This is a genomic window from Pseudoalteromonas sp. Z1A6 (assembly GCF_011378745.1).
GTDB classification, from domain to species: domain Bacteria; phylum Pseudomonadota; class Gammaproteobacteria; order Enterobacterales; family Alteromonadaceae; genus Pseudoalteromonas; species Pseudoalteromonas arctica.
Window position 1 is genome coordinate 1 of sequence record NZ_WTKW01000078.1, and the last position, 14,291, is coordinate 14,291.

Consider the following 14,291-nt stretch of genomic DNA (forward strand, 5'->3'; position numbering starts at 1 on the left):
GGCGGTTTTTACGTTTAGCGAATTACCAAAGATTAAAAGGCACTTACCGATAAAAATTTCAATAAAATAGATCTAAGTGGTAGGCTAAAAAGTAGTAAGTAATTAAAATAGTTCTCGCGCAACAAGGAACCGTCCTTTAAAAGCGCTTTGCCAAGGAGTTTAGTATGATCACGCTTACCATTAATGGTAATAAACATGAGTTTTCTGGCGATCCGTCAACGCCAGTATTATGGTATCTCCGAGACGAATTGAATTTAACCGGGCCTAAGTTTGGCTGTGGTATGGCTCAGTGCGGTGCATGTACAGTGCATATTGATGGAGTAGCTCAACGCTCGTGTGTATTACCGGTAGCGGCAGCAGCAGGGCGTTCAATTACAACAATTGAAGGGCTAAGTGAGCAGGGCGACCATCCAGTGCAGCAAGCATGGGTTGAGCATAAAGTACCGCAGTGTGGTTTTTGCCAGTGCGGCCAAATGATGCAAGCTGCAAGCTTATTAGCTGCAAATCCAAACCCAACCGACGATGAAATAGTAAGTAATATGTCAGGCAATATTTGCCGTTGTGGCACTTATCCGCGTATTCATAAAGCGATTAAATCGGCTGCTAAAACTATTGCGGGCGTGCAGTATTTTGACCCAAATGAGCAAGGGGAAGAAGTATGAGCGAAGCAAATAATACATACTTTGATTTAACCCGCCGTAAGTTTTTAAAAACGAGTGCCCTAGGTGCGTTGGTACTCGGTACTTATTTTGTTGGCAGTGCGCCAAGGGCATTTGCTGGCGTTTTAGAGCAGCCATCTGAGCAAGCAAAGCGCGCAAACTTATTTATAGCACTGCGCCCTGATGGCATGGTTGAAATAACCTGCCATCGCTCTGAAATGGGTCAGCAAATTCGCACCGCGATTGCACAAATTGTTGCCGATGAAATGGAAGCTGCGTGGGATAAGGTTATTGTTATTCAGGGTAAGGGTGACCCTAAATACGGCGATCAAAATACCGATGGCTCGCGCAGTATTCGCTACAATATGCAGCGCCTGCGTGAAATGGGCGCAAGTGTGCGTTACATGATGCAGCACGCTGCCGCTAAGTATTGGAAAGTTGATCCACAAACCTGTACTGCTAATCAACACGTTGTTACACACAGCTCAGGTAAATCGCTTACTTATAAAGATTTAATCGACTTAGCACTTACAATAACGCCACCAGAAGCTGACAAACTAACACTTAAAACACGCAAAGAATGGCGTTATATTAATACCGGCATGGCGCACATAGATTTAGCAGATTTAGTAACAGGCAAAGCTATATTTGCAGCCGATGTACGCGAGCCACAAGCGCTGGTGGCTATAATTGAACGCCCGCCGGTAGTAGGCGGTGTTGTTAAGTCGTTTGATGCCAGTGCTACAAAAGCGATAAATGGCGTTATAGATGTAATTGAAATGCCTGTACCAAAAGGCGCACCGCAGTTTCAGCCAAAAGGCGGCATTGCGATTATAGCTAAAAACACATGGGCTGCATGGCAAGGGCGTAAAGCATTAAAAGTCGTGTGGGATGATGGCAAAAATGGCGATTACAATTCAGAAGAATTTAAAAAGTCATTATTACAAACAGTACAAACTCCACAGGCAAACATACGTGATAAAGGCGATGCCATGGGCGTATTGGCTAAATCGAGCAATAAACTCGTAGCCGATTACTACGCGCCGCACCTTGCTCAAGCACCAATGGAGCCGCCTTGTGCCACAGCGATGTACAACAAAGACAGTGTTGATATATGGGCTGCTACGCAAAACCCACAAGCCGATATGAAAACAGTGGCTGCAATGCTTGGCATGGATGAGAGCAAAATTAATGTTCACGTTACCATGTTAGGAGGCGGCTTTGGGCGTAAGTCAAAACCTGATTTTTCAGCAGAAGCAGCTTACCTTTCAATGAAAGTAGGCAAGCCTATTCGTGTGCAATGGACGCGTGAAGACGACATACAACATGGTTTTTACCATGCAGTTTCGGCTCAGCACATTGAAGCATCGCTAGATAAAAATGGCGCTATAGAATCGTATTTACACCGTACCGCGTTTTCACCGATCACCTCTACCTTTTCAGAAGGGGCGACTACGCCAGGGAGCTTTGAACTGCGCTTAGGGTTTACCGACAACCCAATTAACACACCTAACATGAAGTTAGAAAACGGTGATGCGCAAGCCAAAGCACGAATTGGTTGGATGCGTTCTGTATCAAATATTTTTCATGCCTTTGCTATTCAGTCATTTATTGGCGAAGCAGCGCACAAAGCCGGTCGCGACCAAAAAGACTATTTATTAGAAACGATAGGTCCAAGCCGAATCCTTGATGTAACTGAGCAAAATGCCACATACGATAATTATGGCGGCGATAAAGCGGTTTATCCTTTAGATATTGGCAGACTGCGCCATGTTATTGAAAAAGTAGCTGACATGAGTAAATGGGGTCGAGAACTACCTAAAGGGCGAGGTTTAGGTATAGCAGCGCATAGAAGCTTTTTAACTTACGTAGCGACAGTAGTTGAAGTAGAAGTGTCGGATACTGGCGATTTAAAAGTAATTAAATCGTGGGTTGCCATTGATGCGGGCACGGTTGTAAATACCGACACCGTTAAAAATCAAACCCAAGGTGGCTCTATTTACGGTATTACCACTGCAATTAGTGACGGTATTACCTTTGATAAAGGCCGCGTGCAGCAAAGTAACTTTCATGATTATCGCGTACCGCGTATGAGCGACTCACCGCTTGAGATTGACGTTGAAATTGTACAAAGCGATGCACCACCAGCAGGGGTAGGTGAGCCATCTACACCAGTTTATGCGCCAGCATTATGTAATGCTATTTTTGCAGCATGCGGAAAGCGCATTAGGCAGTTACCGATTGGTAACCAATTAAAAGCGTAGCTAAATAACCTACAGCTTAAACAAAAAAACCGCCAAATGGCGGTTTTTTTAAAAGCGGTTAACGCGGTTTAACGACCTTTTTCAAACTCATCAACTTCACGCTCTGCTTCTTCTTTAGATTTACCGTATTGCTGCTGAATTTTACCAACTAGCTCTGTACGGCTACCTTCAATTTTATCTAAATCGTCGTTGGTAAGATCGCCCCATTTTTGTTGAGCCTTACCTTTAAGTTCTTTCCAATTACCTTCGATACGATCGCTGTTCATAAGTTTATCCTTACTTTAGGTTAGTGAATTAACTGTCAGTTATAAAGTAGCAAGCCTTGTACCAAGGAATAATAATGGTTTTATTGTTTTTATTATCAGTTGGTTATATTTTTATGTTGAGCGATTTTGTTTTTAATATTGCGCTATTTATTAAAAAATATACATAGCAGCCTGTAATTATTGCTGACATAAGTTACGCCGCTTTGATGTAACTCATTCTTAAATTTTTGTTTTAAGCTAATATGCAGGTATTAAACAAAGTAGTTAACCTGAGTGAGTTATGAATACAAAAACGTGTGAATACGGAGTGGATGACTGCTCATACAAAATGGCAGGTGAGTTAGCAGGTATTACACAATTGGTGAATGCGTTTTACGATAATATGGACGCTTTAAAAGAGGCTGAAAATATAAGGAGTATGCATTCAAAAGATTTATCAGCATCACGTAAAAAGCTCGCTTACTTTTTGTCGGGCTGGTTAGGTGGTCCTAAATTATACGCTGAACATTTTGGCAGTATTAACATTCCTCAAGCGCATAAACATTTACATGTAGGAATTGAGCAAAGTGATGCATGGCTTTTATGCATGCAAAAAGCGGTTGATGAGCAACCTTACGAAGCCTCATTTAAAATTTACTTAATGGATCAATTACGAGTGCCTGCAGATCGAATTAGAATGGTGTCGGGTAGCTAATAGCAATTATTAATAAATATCAACCGCAGCTAGGCTTTGGTTTTTTGTTACAATGCCTGCAAAGCAATTTAGGGTAAATAGCTGTGCTGCCGGTTCAAGACATATATCAACAACTCGTTACTACATTACAAAGTAATCCTATTACGTTATTACAAGCGCCGCCTGGTGCTGGTAAGTCTACGTGGTTACCACTACAACTTATGCGCGACGGGCATTTTAAACACATTGTAATGCTAGAGCCACGCCGTTTAGCCGCGCGCAATATTGCCAGTTACTTAGCAAAGTGCCAAAACGAGAGTGTTGGGCAAAGTGTAGGTTTGCGGATTAGGGGCGAGAGTAAAGTCAGCGCTAATACGCGCCTTGAAATAGTAACCGAAGGCATGCTTACACGCATGCTGCAAAACGACCCCGAATTAAGCGATATAGATTTACTTATATTTGATGAATTTCATGAACGTTCAATTGCAGCCGATACCTCACTTGCCTTTGCGCTCGAGACCCAAAGTGCACTGCGTGAAGACTTAACCATCATGCTTATGTCGGCAACGCTAGATACTGAGCGTTACACTGCGTTTTTTGATTGCCCTGTAATTCAATCGAGCGGTCGCAGTTACCCAATAGACGAAGTCTACATACCCATAAAAGATGAAAGCCGCTGGCTTGATGCAATTCCTAGCATAATAAAACAAGCGCTTAATGAGCAAACAGGCAGTGCATTGGTATTTTTACCCGGGCAATTTGAAATACTACGGGTGCAGCAAGCACTTAGCGATTTACCCAGTAACTGCACTGTAGCAACGCTATTTGGCGAGCAAGATAAAGCTAATCAGCAAGCCGCTATTGCTCCTGCACCAAACGGTATGCGCAAAGTAGTGCTTACCACCAATGTAGCCGAAACCAGTTTAACTATTGAAGGCATACGCATTGTAATTGACAGCGGCAAGCGCCGTGCAGCGACCTTTAATTTAAAAACAGGGGTCACAGAGCTCACAACACAAAGTATATCGCGCTCTTCTGCTGTGCAGCGAGCAGGACGTGCAGGGCGAATAGAGCCGGGCATTGTTTATCGAATTGGCTCAAAGCAAACCTTTGAGCGACGTAATAGCCACGACAATCCCGAAATACTCACATCAGACATAAGCCAACTTATGCTTGAGGCAAAGCAGTGGGGAGCCAGTATTGATGAGCTAACCCTACTTGATAAGCCTACTGAGCAACAATGCGAGCAAGCAAGTAACCTGCTCAACATGCTAGAAGCTATTGATAGCAAGGGTAAGCTCACACCGCTTGGCAGTAAAATGTTAGGTTTTGGTGCTGATATTCGTTTGGCGCATATGCTACTAAAAGCACAAATACTTGATGACCAACTCCCTGGTATTTTTAGGCTCGCTATTTATTTAGTGGCATTACTTGAGAGCCGAGTAAACAGTGCAAACGAGTTGAGTTTAGCGTTGCATAGCCAACAGCAACGTCCGCATCCGGTATTTAAACAGCAGTTAAAATATTGGCAAAGCCGCTTAAAAGTAAAAGACGAAAACAGCGAATTAAATACGCATTATATTAGTTTGCTAGTGGCATTGGCGTACCCCGATCGCATCGCTAAAAAACGCGGTAATGGTTACCTACTTGCCAATGGTGCAGGTGCTGAGTTAAATGCCGATTACTGGCACAACGACGATTACTTAGCTATAGCAACCATGGGCGGGCACAAAGGAGGGCGTATATTTGCAGCCACCGCGCTTAACCCATTTGAGTTACAAGAATTTTTACCGCATTTATTTAGTGAACTTACTCGTTGTGAGTTTGATGAAAAATCAGCGCGCTTTATTCATCAAGATGAAGTAAAGCTCGGGGCTATAACGCTCAGCAGCCAGCCTAGTAAACAAAAACTAGATAAGAGCGAGCGTGCTAAAGCGTGGCTAAACTTATTTGCTAAACACGGTTTTGCATTATTTAACGAGCAACCTGATGCGCAGCAATTGCTGATACGTATGAGCTTAGCAAGTAATTTATTACCCGATAAATTCCCAAAAACAAATGAGCAACAACTCATTCAAAATGCAGCGCAGTGGCTAAGCGTGTTTTTAGAAGATATTAAAACGCTCACGCAGCTTAAAAAGTTTAACTACTTTGAAGCATTACAAAACTGTTTTGATTGGCAACAACAAACAGCTTTAAAAGCACTGTTACCACTGCGCTTAACGGTGCCAAGTGGCTCAAATATAAAAATTGAATACCAGCTTGATGGCCCCGCAAAGCTAAGCGTGCGTATGCAAGAAGTTTACGGCTTGACCAGTACGCCTATGCTTGCCAACGGTAAACTGCCACTGCTTATGGAGCTGCTATCGCCAGGTAAACGCTCATTGCAACTTACTCAAGATTTAGCCCACTTTTGGGCTAGCAGTTACCGCGATGTGCAAAAGGAAATGAAAGGTCGTTACCCTAAGCATTTTTGGCCAGACGACCCAGCCAACAGCGTTGCAACGAATAGAGTAAAGAGCAAAATGTAGATTTTATACCAATTTTATTAAAAACATGATCATTTTATCGTATTAAATAGCGCACTCACTGCGTTAAAAATTATTCATATAGAACAACTATATGTCGTAATTTTTGCCTTGTTATTACGCTATTTTCTTAGCGCTATAATGAACATTAATTTAATGCAATTGGTATTAATTACTTAAAGTTACTTGTTTTATTATTGAGCGCATTAATATAGTGTACCTGTAAATAAATCAATATTTTTAACTACAGGGAATAAGTAATGAGGCTACTTTTAACGTTAGGTTTGGCTTTGGTAACTGCTTTTTCGGCGTATGCAGAAAAGCCACTCGACTTAAATGCGTTTGCGCAGCAGTACTATAAAACAATGACCGCTACACAAGCACCTAACGCAGGTACTAAAGAGCTCGAGGCTTACCTTGCATTGTTAACTGATGATATTGGTAATCAGCATATTCCGTATCAACCCGATGACTCACGTACTCCTGATGGTAAAAAGCAAATGCGCAAAGGCATGAGCTTTTACTTAGGTGCGCACACGTTGTTTGAAAGCACACTGCTTAATACATTTGTGTTTAACGATACAGGCTTTGCTATTCGTTATAAAAACTTTGTAAAAGGTATTCATCCGCAAAATAAGCAGCCAATAGAATATACATCAGTAATGATGGAAGTAATCGAAATTGAAAACGGCAAAGTGGCGATGATCCGCAAGTACCACGAATAACTAATAAGGATATATTTATGAAACATTTACTTATCGCATTATCAATATTGATGCTTAGTGCATGCACTAGTACAAAAAGTGATTTTAGGTTTGATGGCTCCACGCCTGAATCAACTCAAATGGGAGTTAATAAAGTTTTAAAGACATTAAAACCTCAAGATTCAATGCACTTTTTAGGTGCCTTAATCTCAATTCAATTTTCTGATGTGCAAGGCGTAGAAGATATTATGGGCGACCCGACCATGATGGGCGAAATGAATTACTTTATTATTGGCAAAAAAATAGATGGTTTAAATTATTATGAAGTATTGGATCTTGCGAGTTCATCTTCATCAAAAGTAGAGTTTTCTGTAGAAGAGTAATTTTATTTTGTTAGTTACAATATAGTTTTACGCCAATGATGCAGTGCATTATTGGCGTTTTTATATATGAAGTTATTTATATTTAACTATTCATACTTAACTATTCGGGATGATAGTTCATTTTTTTAAAAGCATCGTATACCGCTAAATGTAGTGTTTCAGTGTGATCTAGGTTTTCAAAATAGCCAAATTGTACTTGGCTTTTACTACTAAGAATAGGCGCTACTTTTTTATGTAATTGCTTTGCTAAACCTTCCATTAGCTCACCTTCTTTACCCACTCCAATATAAACCGATTGAGGAAAGGTAGTTGGCTCAAAAGGGCCATTTAGTAATTCATTATCGGCCCACCATAGGCTTGGGCTAATTATTACGTAATGATTAAACATTGCAGGGTGATTAAACAAAATATCGGTAGCTAATAGGCCGCCTAACGACTGACCAATTAAAGTGTTTGTTGAGTTGGTATGGTAAGTTTTATTGATCAGTGGGCGTAGTTCGTCGTTTATAAAACTAATGAACTTTTTTGAGCCACCATGCGTTGGTAAACCTTTTAAATCGAGAGCGTTATTACTCGGTGATGTAAAATCGTGTTTGCGGTCGATATTTTCTATACCCACAACAATGGCTTCGGGTATATGATTTATCCACGAAAAAGAGGCAAACTGTACGAGTCCTGCAATATGAATAAAGTCTTCATCTTTTGAGCCATCGAGTAAGTAAATAACAGGGTAACGCTTATCGCTTGATTGCTCATAACTATTAGGCAAGTAAACATTTATAGTGCGTTGCTGCTCAAGCGTGGTTGATTTAAAGGTAAAGGTTTCACCAATACTAAAAGGTTTTGTTTTAATCGGTTCAGCATGGCTTAATAAGCTAAAAGCTAAATATATTACTGTAAATAAACTTAACACTTTATTTTTCATTAGATTGCCTTTAGTTATTGTTATTACTTAATTTAAACTTCTTTTCCGCCATGCTTTTCTGCTAGGTCGTCGAGCTCGGCTAAGGTGTAATCAAAACCACTTTCGTCGTATTCGTATGTCACTTTTACACTATCGCCGCCATTAAAAAGTCGTGTTTTTACATCGTTAACCGGCCAGTCTTTCAGCTCGTGTAAAAACCGGTTAGCAACTTGTGAAGATTCAAAACAATAGCGAATTTCTGTTTTCATAAATAATAAAGCTCTGGCTGTTTACCCCTGCAGCTAGTGCATTATTAATGGGGCGTTCATGATTCGGTTACAAAAAATAAAGAGTTAAATTGTAAATTTTGTGTTTCAATAAATGCATCAAACTCGGTACACACTAACGTACTTTAATTAACAAATGATGACGACTTTACATGCATTATAAATTTGCTCTGATCGCAAGCTCGGTTTTTATACTAAGCGCTTGCGGTGGTTCAGGCTCAGATGATACGCCAACCGTTAACGGAAATAAAATCCCCATTTTGTCAGTCGCTGATATTCCTAGTGAATTAAGTAAGGGCCAAACAATTGAGCTAACAGCAACAGCCAGTGATAAAGACGGCACTATTACATCGGTTGTATGGCAACAAACGCAAGGGCCTGAACTAATTAGCGGGCCTTTAGAGGCAGTAACCACCTCAGTAACACTGCTAAATGCGCAAAGTTATAAGCCTGTTAATTACGCTTTTTCGGTCACAGCAACCGACAATGAAGGAGCAAGCAGTGTAAAAACGCTGAGCTTTATAGCGCGCAATAATATGGATGAGATTAGCGCCGCACGGTTACTACACCAAGCAACAATGGGGCCTAAGCTTAGTGAAATACAAAACGCACAAGGTTTAAGCGAGCAGCAATGGCTTGATAAACAAATAGCGCTACCTATTAATTATCACCGTGATTATTTAGTAAAGCTAAATGACGATGACGACTTTAAATACATAAGCCGCATAGATGCATGGTGGAAAGCAGTAATGCAAAGTGACGATCAACTCCGTCAACGTGTTGCATTTGCGTTAAGTGAAATATTAGTGGTGTCGGATGAGAACAGTGCCTTAAGAGGGCAACCTGAGGGCATGATCACTTATTACGATTTATTACTAAAGCATGCCTTTGGTAATTATCGTGACTTACTCGAAGATGTCACGCTTTCGCCTATTATGGGAACTTATTTAAGCCATTTGGGTAACGAAAAAGCAGACGATACACTTAATATTCGCCCAGACGAAAATTACGCACGTGAAGTAATGCAGTTATTTACTATTGGCCTTGAAGAACTAAATCTAGATGGCAGCGCCAAGCTTGATGCACAAGGTAATACCATTGCCACTTACGGACAGGTAGAAATAGAGGGTTTTGCACGCGTATTTACTGGTTGGACGTTTGCCGATAGTGAAACATTTAAGCGTAAAAGTCGTGATTATATTAAGCCAATGGAAGCATTTGACGAGTACCATTCTAGTAAACAAAAAACCTTACTAAACGGTGAGGTTATACCACAAGGTTATGCAGCAGAAGAGTCATTGCAAATAGCGCTCGATAATTTATTTAATCATCAAAATGTTGCGCCGTTTATTAGCAAACAGCTTATTCAGCGATTAATTACCTCAAACCCAACCCCCCAATATGTTGAGCGAGTAGCTAATGTATTTATTGATAACGGCGCTGGTGTACGCGGCGATTTAGCGGCGGTAGTAAAGGCTATTTATTTAGATGATGAAGCGCGGCATTTTGGCTCAGTGCTTAATTACCAAGGTAAAATTAAAGAGCCTATTTTAAAAACTGTACAGTTTTGGCGAAATCTCGATGCTAAATCGCCAGCGGGTTATTATAAAACATGGAATTTAATAAATAGCTACGGACAAGGACCCATGCAATCGGCTTCAGTATTTAACTTTTTTAGGCCTGATTATCAAACCGCAGCTTTGCGAAGTGAAGGTATTGTTGCACCAGAATTACAAATAGCAAACGACGCAACACTGATTGGCACCATGAACGCGCTTTACGCAAGCTTAGTATGGAGTACCGCAGAAGCGCGCAGTGATTTAAATTCAAATAGTATTTATATTTATGTTCAAGACGACATGAATTTTTTAGAGAAAAACGGTGTTAGCGCGCTATTAGCTCAGTACAACACGTTATATTTTGCAGGCGCAATGAGCAGTGACACGCGCCAAGCGTTACTTGATTTAGATGCCTATTTTAATGAAGAGCAATACCGTGAACGGGTTTCGTATTTATTATATATGATTGCTATTTCACCTGAATTTAACGTGCAGTATTAGGAGCGCATAATGAGCATTAATAGAAGAGAGTTTTTGTCGTTATGTGTAAAAGGCAGTGTATCGGCTGCCGCGTTAACGAGCCTGCAATTACAAGCATTAACTGGAGCGACTAATGCAGTTGAGCTAGGTGATTACAAAGCATTAGTGTGTGTGTATTTATACGGAGGGAATGATTCGTTAAATATGCTAGTTCCGCTTGAAGGCGAGCAACGTAGTGTTTACGAGCAAAGTAGGCAGAACCTAGCGGTAGAGAGCCCACTTGAGTTAAATATTAAAAGCCAGTTTGCCGGTGGAGTCGGTATTCATCCTTCACTTGAACCTATACAAAATGTGTTTGAATCTCAAAATTTAGCATTTATAGGTGGGGTAGGTACTTTACTCGCTCCCACAACATTGAGTGACTATAAAAATAAAACAATAGGTTTGCCTAAGCATTTGTTCTCGCATAACGATCAGCAAGCTGCATGGATGTATGGTCGAGAAAAACAATCACTTAATAGCGGGTGGGGCGCACGACTTTTAGAACGTTTAGAGCTACAAGATGAGTTTGCAGCTAATGTATCACTCGACGGTACTAATTTATGGCAAACGGGAAGTGCTAGCAATGCATTTGCGCTTAACAAAAGTGGCATTAGTAGTATTAACGCGTTTGGAGGGTATCAACCTCGTAGCGAGCACGTAACTTCTATTATGAACCGCTTACTAGGCAATACGAGCCATCCGTTAAGTACAGCTTATGCCAATGGCTTAACAAGTGCGATAAATAACACTCAAGCAATGAACAGCGCGTTAGAAAGCGCGCCTGCACTTATTACCCCATTTAGCGATAATAGCCTTAGTGAGCAATTTGCAGCAGTAGCTAAAACAATTAGCGTACAGGCAAAATTGAGCACTCAGCGCCAAGTGTTTTTTGTTTCTATGGGGGGGTATGATACGCACGATAACCAATTAACAACGCACCCTGCTTTATTAAATACGTTAGCTCAAGGGTTAAGTGAATTTGATAGCGCGATGAAAGAGCTTGATATGGCAGATAAAGTGACTGCGTTTACTATGTCTGATTTTGGTCGCACGTTGACCTCAAATGGCGATGGCACTGACCATGGTTGGGCAGGAAACCAAATAGTAATGGGCGGCGCAGTAAAAGGCGGCAATATATATGGCGAGCTACTAACTCAACATTTGGATGGCCCACAAGATACCGGTGGCGGGCGTTTAATTCCAAGTGTTGCTAATGAGCAGTACTTTGCCACATTGGCTCAGTGGTTTGGTGTGCCAAGCTCTGAGCTTGTTGATATTTTTCCAAACTTGAGTAACTTTGATCACACAACATTGGACTTTTTTGTGTAATTAGTCGCTAATAGTAATCTAAAAGCACTTGTTAGTAGTATAAGCTACTGGTTAATAGTGCTTATCTGTTTTAATAATAAAAATCACACACAATATAGGAATCATAAAATGAAAGTTTTAGTGAGCTTAGTTAGTTTAATCGCTTTTTTACTCGTCATACTGCCAGGGCCTTTGTATAAATTTGGTATTGTAGAATTAGGTGTTGCGTTTACGGGGTTTAAATTTGGCGTTTATGCTGGTGGCGCTGCATTGGTGCTACTTATAGTACAAGCGTTATTTATGCGTAAAACGTTAACGCTAAGCAGTGGTGTTATTGCACTTATATTTTCGGTTGTGGCTATTGCTATGCCACTTAATATGATGAACAAGGCTGAAGGTGTACCGGCAATTCATGACATTTCAACTGATTTAGTTAATCCACCAAAATTTGTAGCAATTGCACCACTACGTGCAAATGCATCTAACCCAGTAGAATACGCGGGTGAAGAAACGGCAGTACAGCAACGCAAAGCATACCCTGAGCTGGTAACGTTAAGCTTTGCACAATCTAAAGCCGATTTAATGACAGCAAGCGAACAAGCAGTTAAAAATCTTGGCTTTGCAGTGGTAAGTGCAAATACGGCTACAGGTATTGTGGAAGCTACCGATACAACAACGTGGTTTGGTTTTAAAGACGATGTGGTAATTCGTATTAAAGATGAAGGCAGCCAACGTTTTGTTGATATTCGTAGTAAGTCGCGAGTAGGGCGTAGTGATTTAGGAAAAAATGCAGAGCGCATTCATTCAATTATTAATGAACTAAACACCTTACTTGAAAAATAAAACGACTTAACCTGTATTAGGTTATTAGCGTATTAAAGCCCAACATTGTTGGGCTTTTTTGTTTTTAGCGTCAGTTTGTATTCACGACAACTGCGTTAGGGTTATTAAAATTTAAATTTTTAACCACTATGGAGTTATTATGAAAACAGTAGGATATGCAGCAAAAAGCCAAGGTTCTGAGCTGACAGAATTTTCTTTTGAGCGCCGCGATTTACGAAATAACGATGTAGAAATTGAAATTTTATACTGTGGTGTGTGCCATTCAGATTTACACGCCGTACGAAATGATTGGGGTGGCAGTGACTACCCATTAGTACCCGGGCATGAAATTGTTGGTAAAGTTATGTCGGTAGGTAGCGACGTTAAAAAATATAAGCAAGGTGATACTGTTGGCGTGGGCTGCATGGTTGATTCATGCAAAAGTTGCGATCAGTGCGACAACAACGAAGAGCAATTTTGCCGAGAGGGTATGGTTGGCACTTATGCAGGTAAAGATAGAGAAACCGGCGAAATGACCCAAGGCGGTTATTCTAAAAGTGTGGTTGTACGAGAAGAGTTCGTACTTTTAATTCCAGAGAATTTAGAGCTTTCGCGCGTTGCACCACTATTATGTGCAGGTATTACTACGTATTCTCCACTTCATAAATGGGGTGTTAAAAAAGGCAGCCGTGTTGCAGTTGTTGGCCTCGGTGGCTTAGGACACATGGCGGTTAAAAATGCCGTAGCGATGGGTGCAATTGTTACTGTTGTTGGCCGTAGTGAGTCTAAAAAAGATGATGCGGTTAAATTGGGTGCTCAGCACTACTTAGTGTCATCTAATGATGACGAAATGAAAGACTCGCAATCTGCCTTTGACGTCATTATAGATACGGTACCTGTAAAACATGATTTATCTATTTACACACCACTACTTGATGTGGATGGTACTTTAGTTATTGTAGGCCAAGTTGGCCCTGTAGATGAGCTAAGCACGGTACCATTATTAATGGGTCGCCGTCGTATTGCAGGCTCACTTATTGGTGGTATTGCAGAGACGCAACAAATGCTCGACTTTTGTGGTGAAAATAACGTGCTACCTGAGTGCGAAATGATCAATATTGACGAAATTAACACAGCATATGAGCGTATGGAACGCTCTGACGTACGATACCGCTTTGTTATTGATATGGCATCGTTAAACGCTTAATTTACTGGGGCCTGTTTATCTTTCGAGGTTAAATTTGCAGCAGGCTGTTTGGTATTTAGGCAAGGCAGAGCCTATGTAGTGTGGTTATTCCCCGTAAGTAGGCGATAACGCAGCATAAATGCCAAACATGCGCTGCCCTTTGGGTTCTTTCTAGGGGAAATTTACTCTTTGTTGCTCGGTTTTTACTTAGCCCACTAGGTTACAA

The 14,291-nt window shown here is 40.9% G+C and carries 13 protein-coding genes; 10 read left to right on the top strand and 3 right to left on the bottom strand.

Annotated elements, in window-relative coordinates; genetic code table 11:
• The first annotated feature begins 164 nt into the window (after nucleotides 1-164).
• Complete coding sequence (locus tag GQR46_RS07135) at nucleotides 165-662, top strand: (2Fe-2S)-binding protein (RefSeq protein WP_165740542.1); 498 nt, start codon at nucleotides 165-167, stop codon at nucleotides 660-662.
• On the top strand, nucleotides 659-2,923 hold the full coding sequence (locus GQR46_RS07140) for a molybdopterin cofactor-binding domain-containing protein (protein WP_165740543.1): 2,265 nt from the start codon (nucleotides 659-661) through the stop codon (nucleotides 2,921-2,923). The genes GQR46_RS07135 and GQR46_RS07140 overlap by 4 nt, the downstream gene beginning before the upstream one ends.
• A gap of 68 nt (nucleotides 2,924-2,991) precedes the next feature.
• Here GQR46_RS07140 and GQR46_RS07145 read toward each other — a convergent pair whose 3' ends face one another.
• A complete protein-coding gene (locus tag GQR46_RS07145; protein WP_007581220.1) occupies nucleotides 2,992-3,189 on the bottom strand; it encodes a CsbD family protein in 198 nt (65 codons plus the stop codon).
• A gap of 280 nt (nucleotides 3,190-3,469) precedes the next feature.
• On the opposite strand from GQR46_RS07145, the gene GQR46_RS07150 reads away from it, so the two are divergent.
• The 4 genes from GQR46_RS07150 to GQR46_RS07165 all read left to right on the top strand — a co-directional run bounded on the left by GQR46_RS07150 (nucleotide 3,470) and on the right by GQR46_RS07165 (nucleotide 7,477).
• Nucleotides 3,470-3,883, top strand: a complete 414-nt coding sequence (locus GQR46_RS07150; RefSeq protein WP_165734702.1) for a group II truncated hemoglobin — start codon at nucleotides 3,470-3,472, stop codon at nucleotides 3,881-3,883.
• Nucleotides 3,884-3,966: 83 nt separating this feature from the next.
• Complete coding sequence (hrpB, locus tag GQR46_RS07155) at nucleotides 3,967-6,393, top strand: ATP-dependent helicase HrpB (protein ID WP_165740544.1); 2,427 nt, start codon at nucleotides 3,967-3,969, stop codon at nucleotides 6,391-6,393.
• Between the two features lie 257 nt (nucleotides 6,394-6,650).
• Entirely contained in the window at nucleotides 6,651-7,115 is a 465-nt protein-coding gene (locus GQR46_RS07160; protein WP_165740545.1) for a nuclear transport factor 2 family protein, read from the top strand.
• Nucleotides 7,116-7,132: 17 nt separating this feature from the next.
• Nucleotides 7,133-7,477, top strand: coding sequence for a hypothetical protein (locus tag GQR46_RS07165; RefSeq protein WP_165740546.1), 345 nt, complete (start codon nucleotides 7,133-7,135; stop codon nucleotides 7,475-7,477).
• A 100-nt stretch (nucleotides 7,478-7,577) separates the two neighbouring features.
• Here the strand turns inward: GQR46_RS07165 and GQR46_RS07170 are convergent, their stop codons facing one another.
• Nucleotides 7,578-8,402 carry an alpha/beta hydrolase-fold protein gene (locus tag GQR46_RS07170; protein ID WP_165740547.1) on the bottom strand — a complete coding sequence of 275 codons (825 nt, stop codon included), beginning with the start codon at nucleotides 8,400-8,402 and terminating at the stop codon, nucleotides 7,578-7,580.
• A 32-nt stretch (nucleotides 8,403-8,434) separates the two neighbouring features.
• Nucleotides 8,435-8,650: a hypothetical protein gene (locus GQR46_RS07175; RefSeq protein WP_165728509.1), complete on the bottom strand. Its 216-nt coding sequence runs from the start codon at nucleotides 8,648-8,650 to the stop codon at nucleotides 8,435-8,437.
• Nucleotides 8,651-8,820: 170 nt separating this feature from the next.
• On the opposite strand from GQR46_RS07175, the gene GQR46_RS07180 reads away from it, so the two are divergent.
• The 4 genes from GQR46_RS07180 (at nucleotide 8,821) to GQR46_RS07195 (ending at nucleotide 14,086) form a co-directional block, all read left to right on the top strand.
• Complete coding sequence (locus GQR46_RS07180; protein ID WP_165740548.1) at nucleotides 8,821-10,728, top strand: DUF1800 domain-containing protein; 1,908 nt, start codon at nucleotides 8,821-8,823, stop codon at nucleotides 10,726-10,728.
• 9 nt (nucleotides 10,729-10,737) lie between these two features.
• Complete coding sequence (locus GQR46_RS07185; protein WP_165740549.1) at nucleotides 10,738-12,078, top strand: DUF1501 domain-containing protein; 1,341 nt, start codon at nucleotides 10,738-10,740, stop codon at nucleotides 12,076-12,078.
• A 108-nt stretch (nucleotides 12,079-12,186) separates the two neighbouring features.
• The gene (locus GQR46_RS07190) at nucleotides 12,187-12,900 is read left to right on the top strand and encodes a DUF1499 domain-containing protein (RefSeq protein WP_165728511.1); all 714 of its coding nucleotides are present in this window, start codon (nucleotides 12,187-12,189) and stop codon (nucleotides 12,898-12,900) included.
• 139 nt (nucleotides 12,901-13,039) lie between these two features.
• Nucleotides 13,040-14,086: an NAD(P)-dependent alcohol dehydrogenase gene (locus GQR46_RS07195; RefSeq protein ID WP_165740550.1), complete on the top strand. Its 1,047-nt coding sequence runs from the start codon at nucleotides 13,040-13,042 to the stop codon at nucleotides 14,084-14,086.
• Nucleotides 14,087-14,291 lie beyond the last annotated feature (205 nt).

Excerpts from the sequence above, each read along its gene's own strand:
- GQR46_RS07195 (WP_165740550.1), top strand. The coding sequence starts at position 13,040 with ATGAAAACAGTAGGATATGCAGCAAAAAGCCAAGGTTCTGAGCTGACA.
- GQR46_RS07185 (WP_165740549.1), top strand. The coding sequence starts at position 10,738 with ATGAGCATTAATAGAAGAGAGTTTTTGTCGTTATGTGTAAAAGGCAGT.
- GQR46_RS07165 (WP_165740546.1), top strand. The coding sequence starts at position 7,133 with ATGAAACATTTACTTATCGCATTATCAATATTGATGCTTAGTGCATGC.
- GQR46_RS07175 (WP_165728509.1), bottom strand. The coding sequence starts at position 8,650 with ATGAAAACAGAAATTCGCTATTGTTTTGAATCTTCACAAGTTGCTAAC.
- GQR46_RS07135 (WP_165740542.1), top strand. The coding sequence starts at position 165 with ATGATCACGCTTACCATTAATGGTAATAAACATGAGTTTTCTGGCGAT.
- GQR46_RS07190 (WP_165728511.1), top strand. The coding sequence starts at position 12,187 with ATGAAAGTTTTAGTGAGCTTAGTTAGTTTAATCGCTTTTTTACTCGTC.
- GQR46_RS07140 (WP_165740543.1), top strand. The coding sequence starts at position 659 with ATGAGCGAAGCAAATAATACATACTTTGATTTAACCCGCCGTAAGTTT.
- GQR46_RS07170 (WP_165740547.1), bottom strand. The coding sequence starts at position 8,402 with ATGAAAAATAAAGTGTTAAGTTTATTTACAGTAATATATTTAGCTTTT.
- GQR46_RS07150 (WP_165734702.1), top strand. The coding sequence starts at position 3,470 with ATGAATACAAAAACGTGTGAATACGGAGTGGATGACTGCTCATACAAA.
- GQR46_RS07160 (WP_165740545.1), top strand. The coding sequence starts at position 6,651 with ATGAGGCTACTTTTAACGTTAGGTTTGGCTTTGGTAACTGCTTTTTCG.
- GQR46_RS07145 (WP_007581220.1), bottom strand. The coding sequence starts at position 3,189 with ATGAACAGCGATCGTATCGAAGGTAATTGGAAAGAACTTAAAGGTAAG.
- GQR46_RS07180 (WP_165740548.1), top strand. The coding sequence starts at position 8,821 with ATGCATTATAAATTTGCTCTGATCGCAAGCTCGGTTTTTATACTAAGC.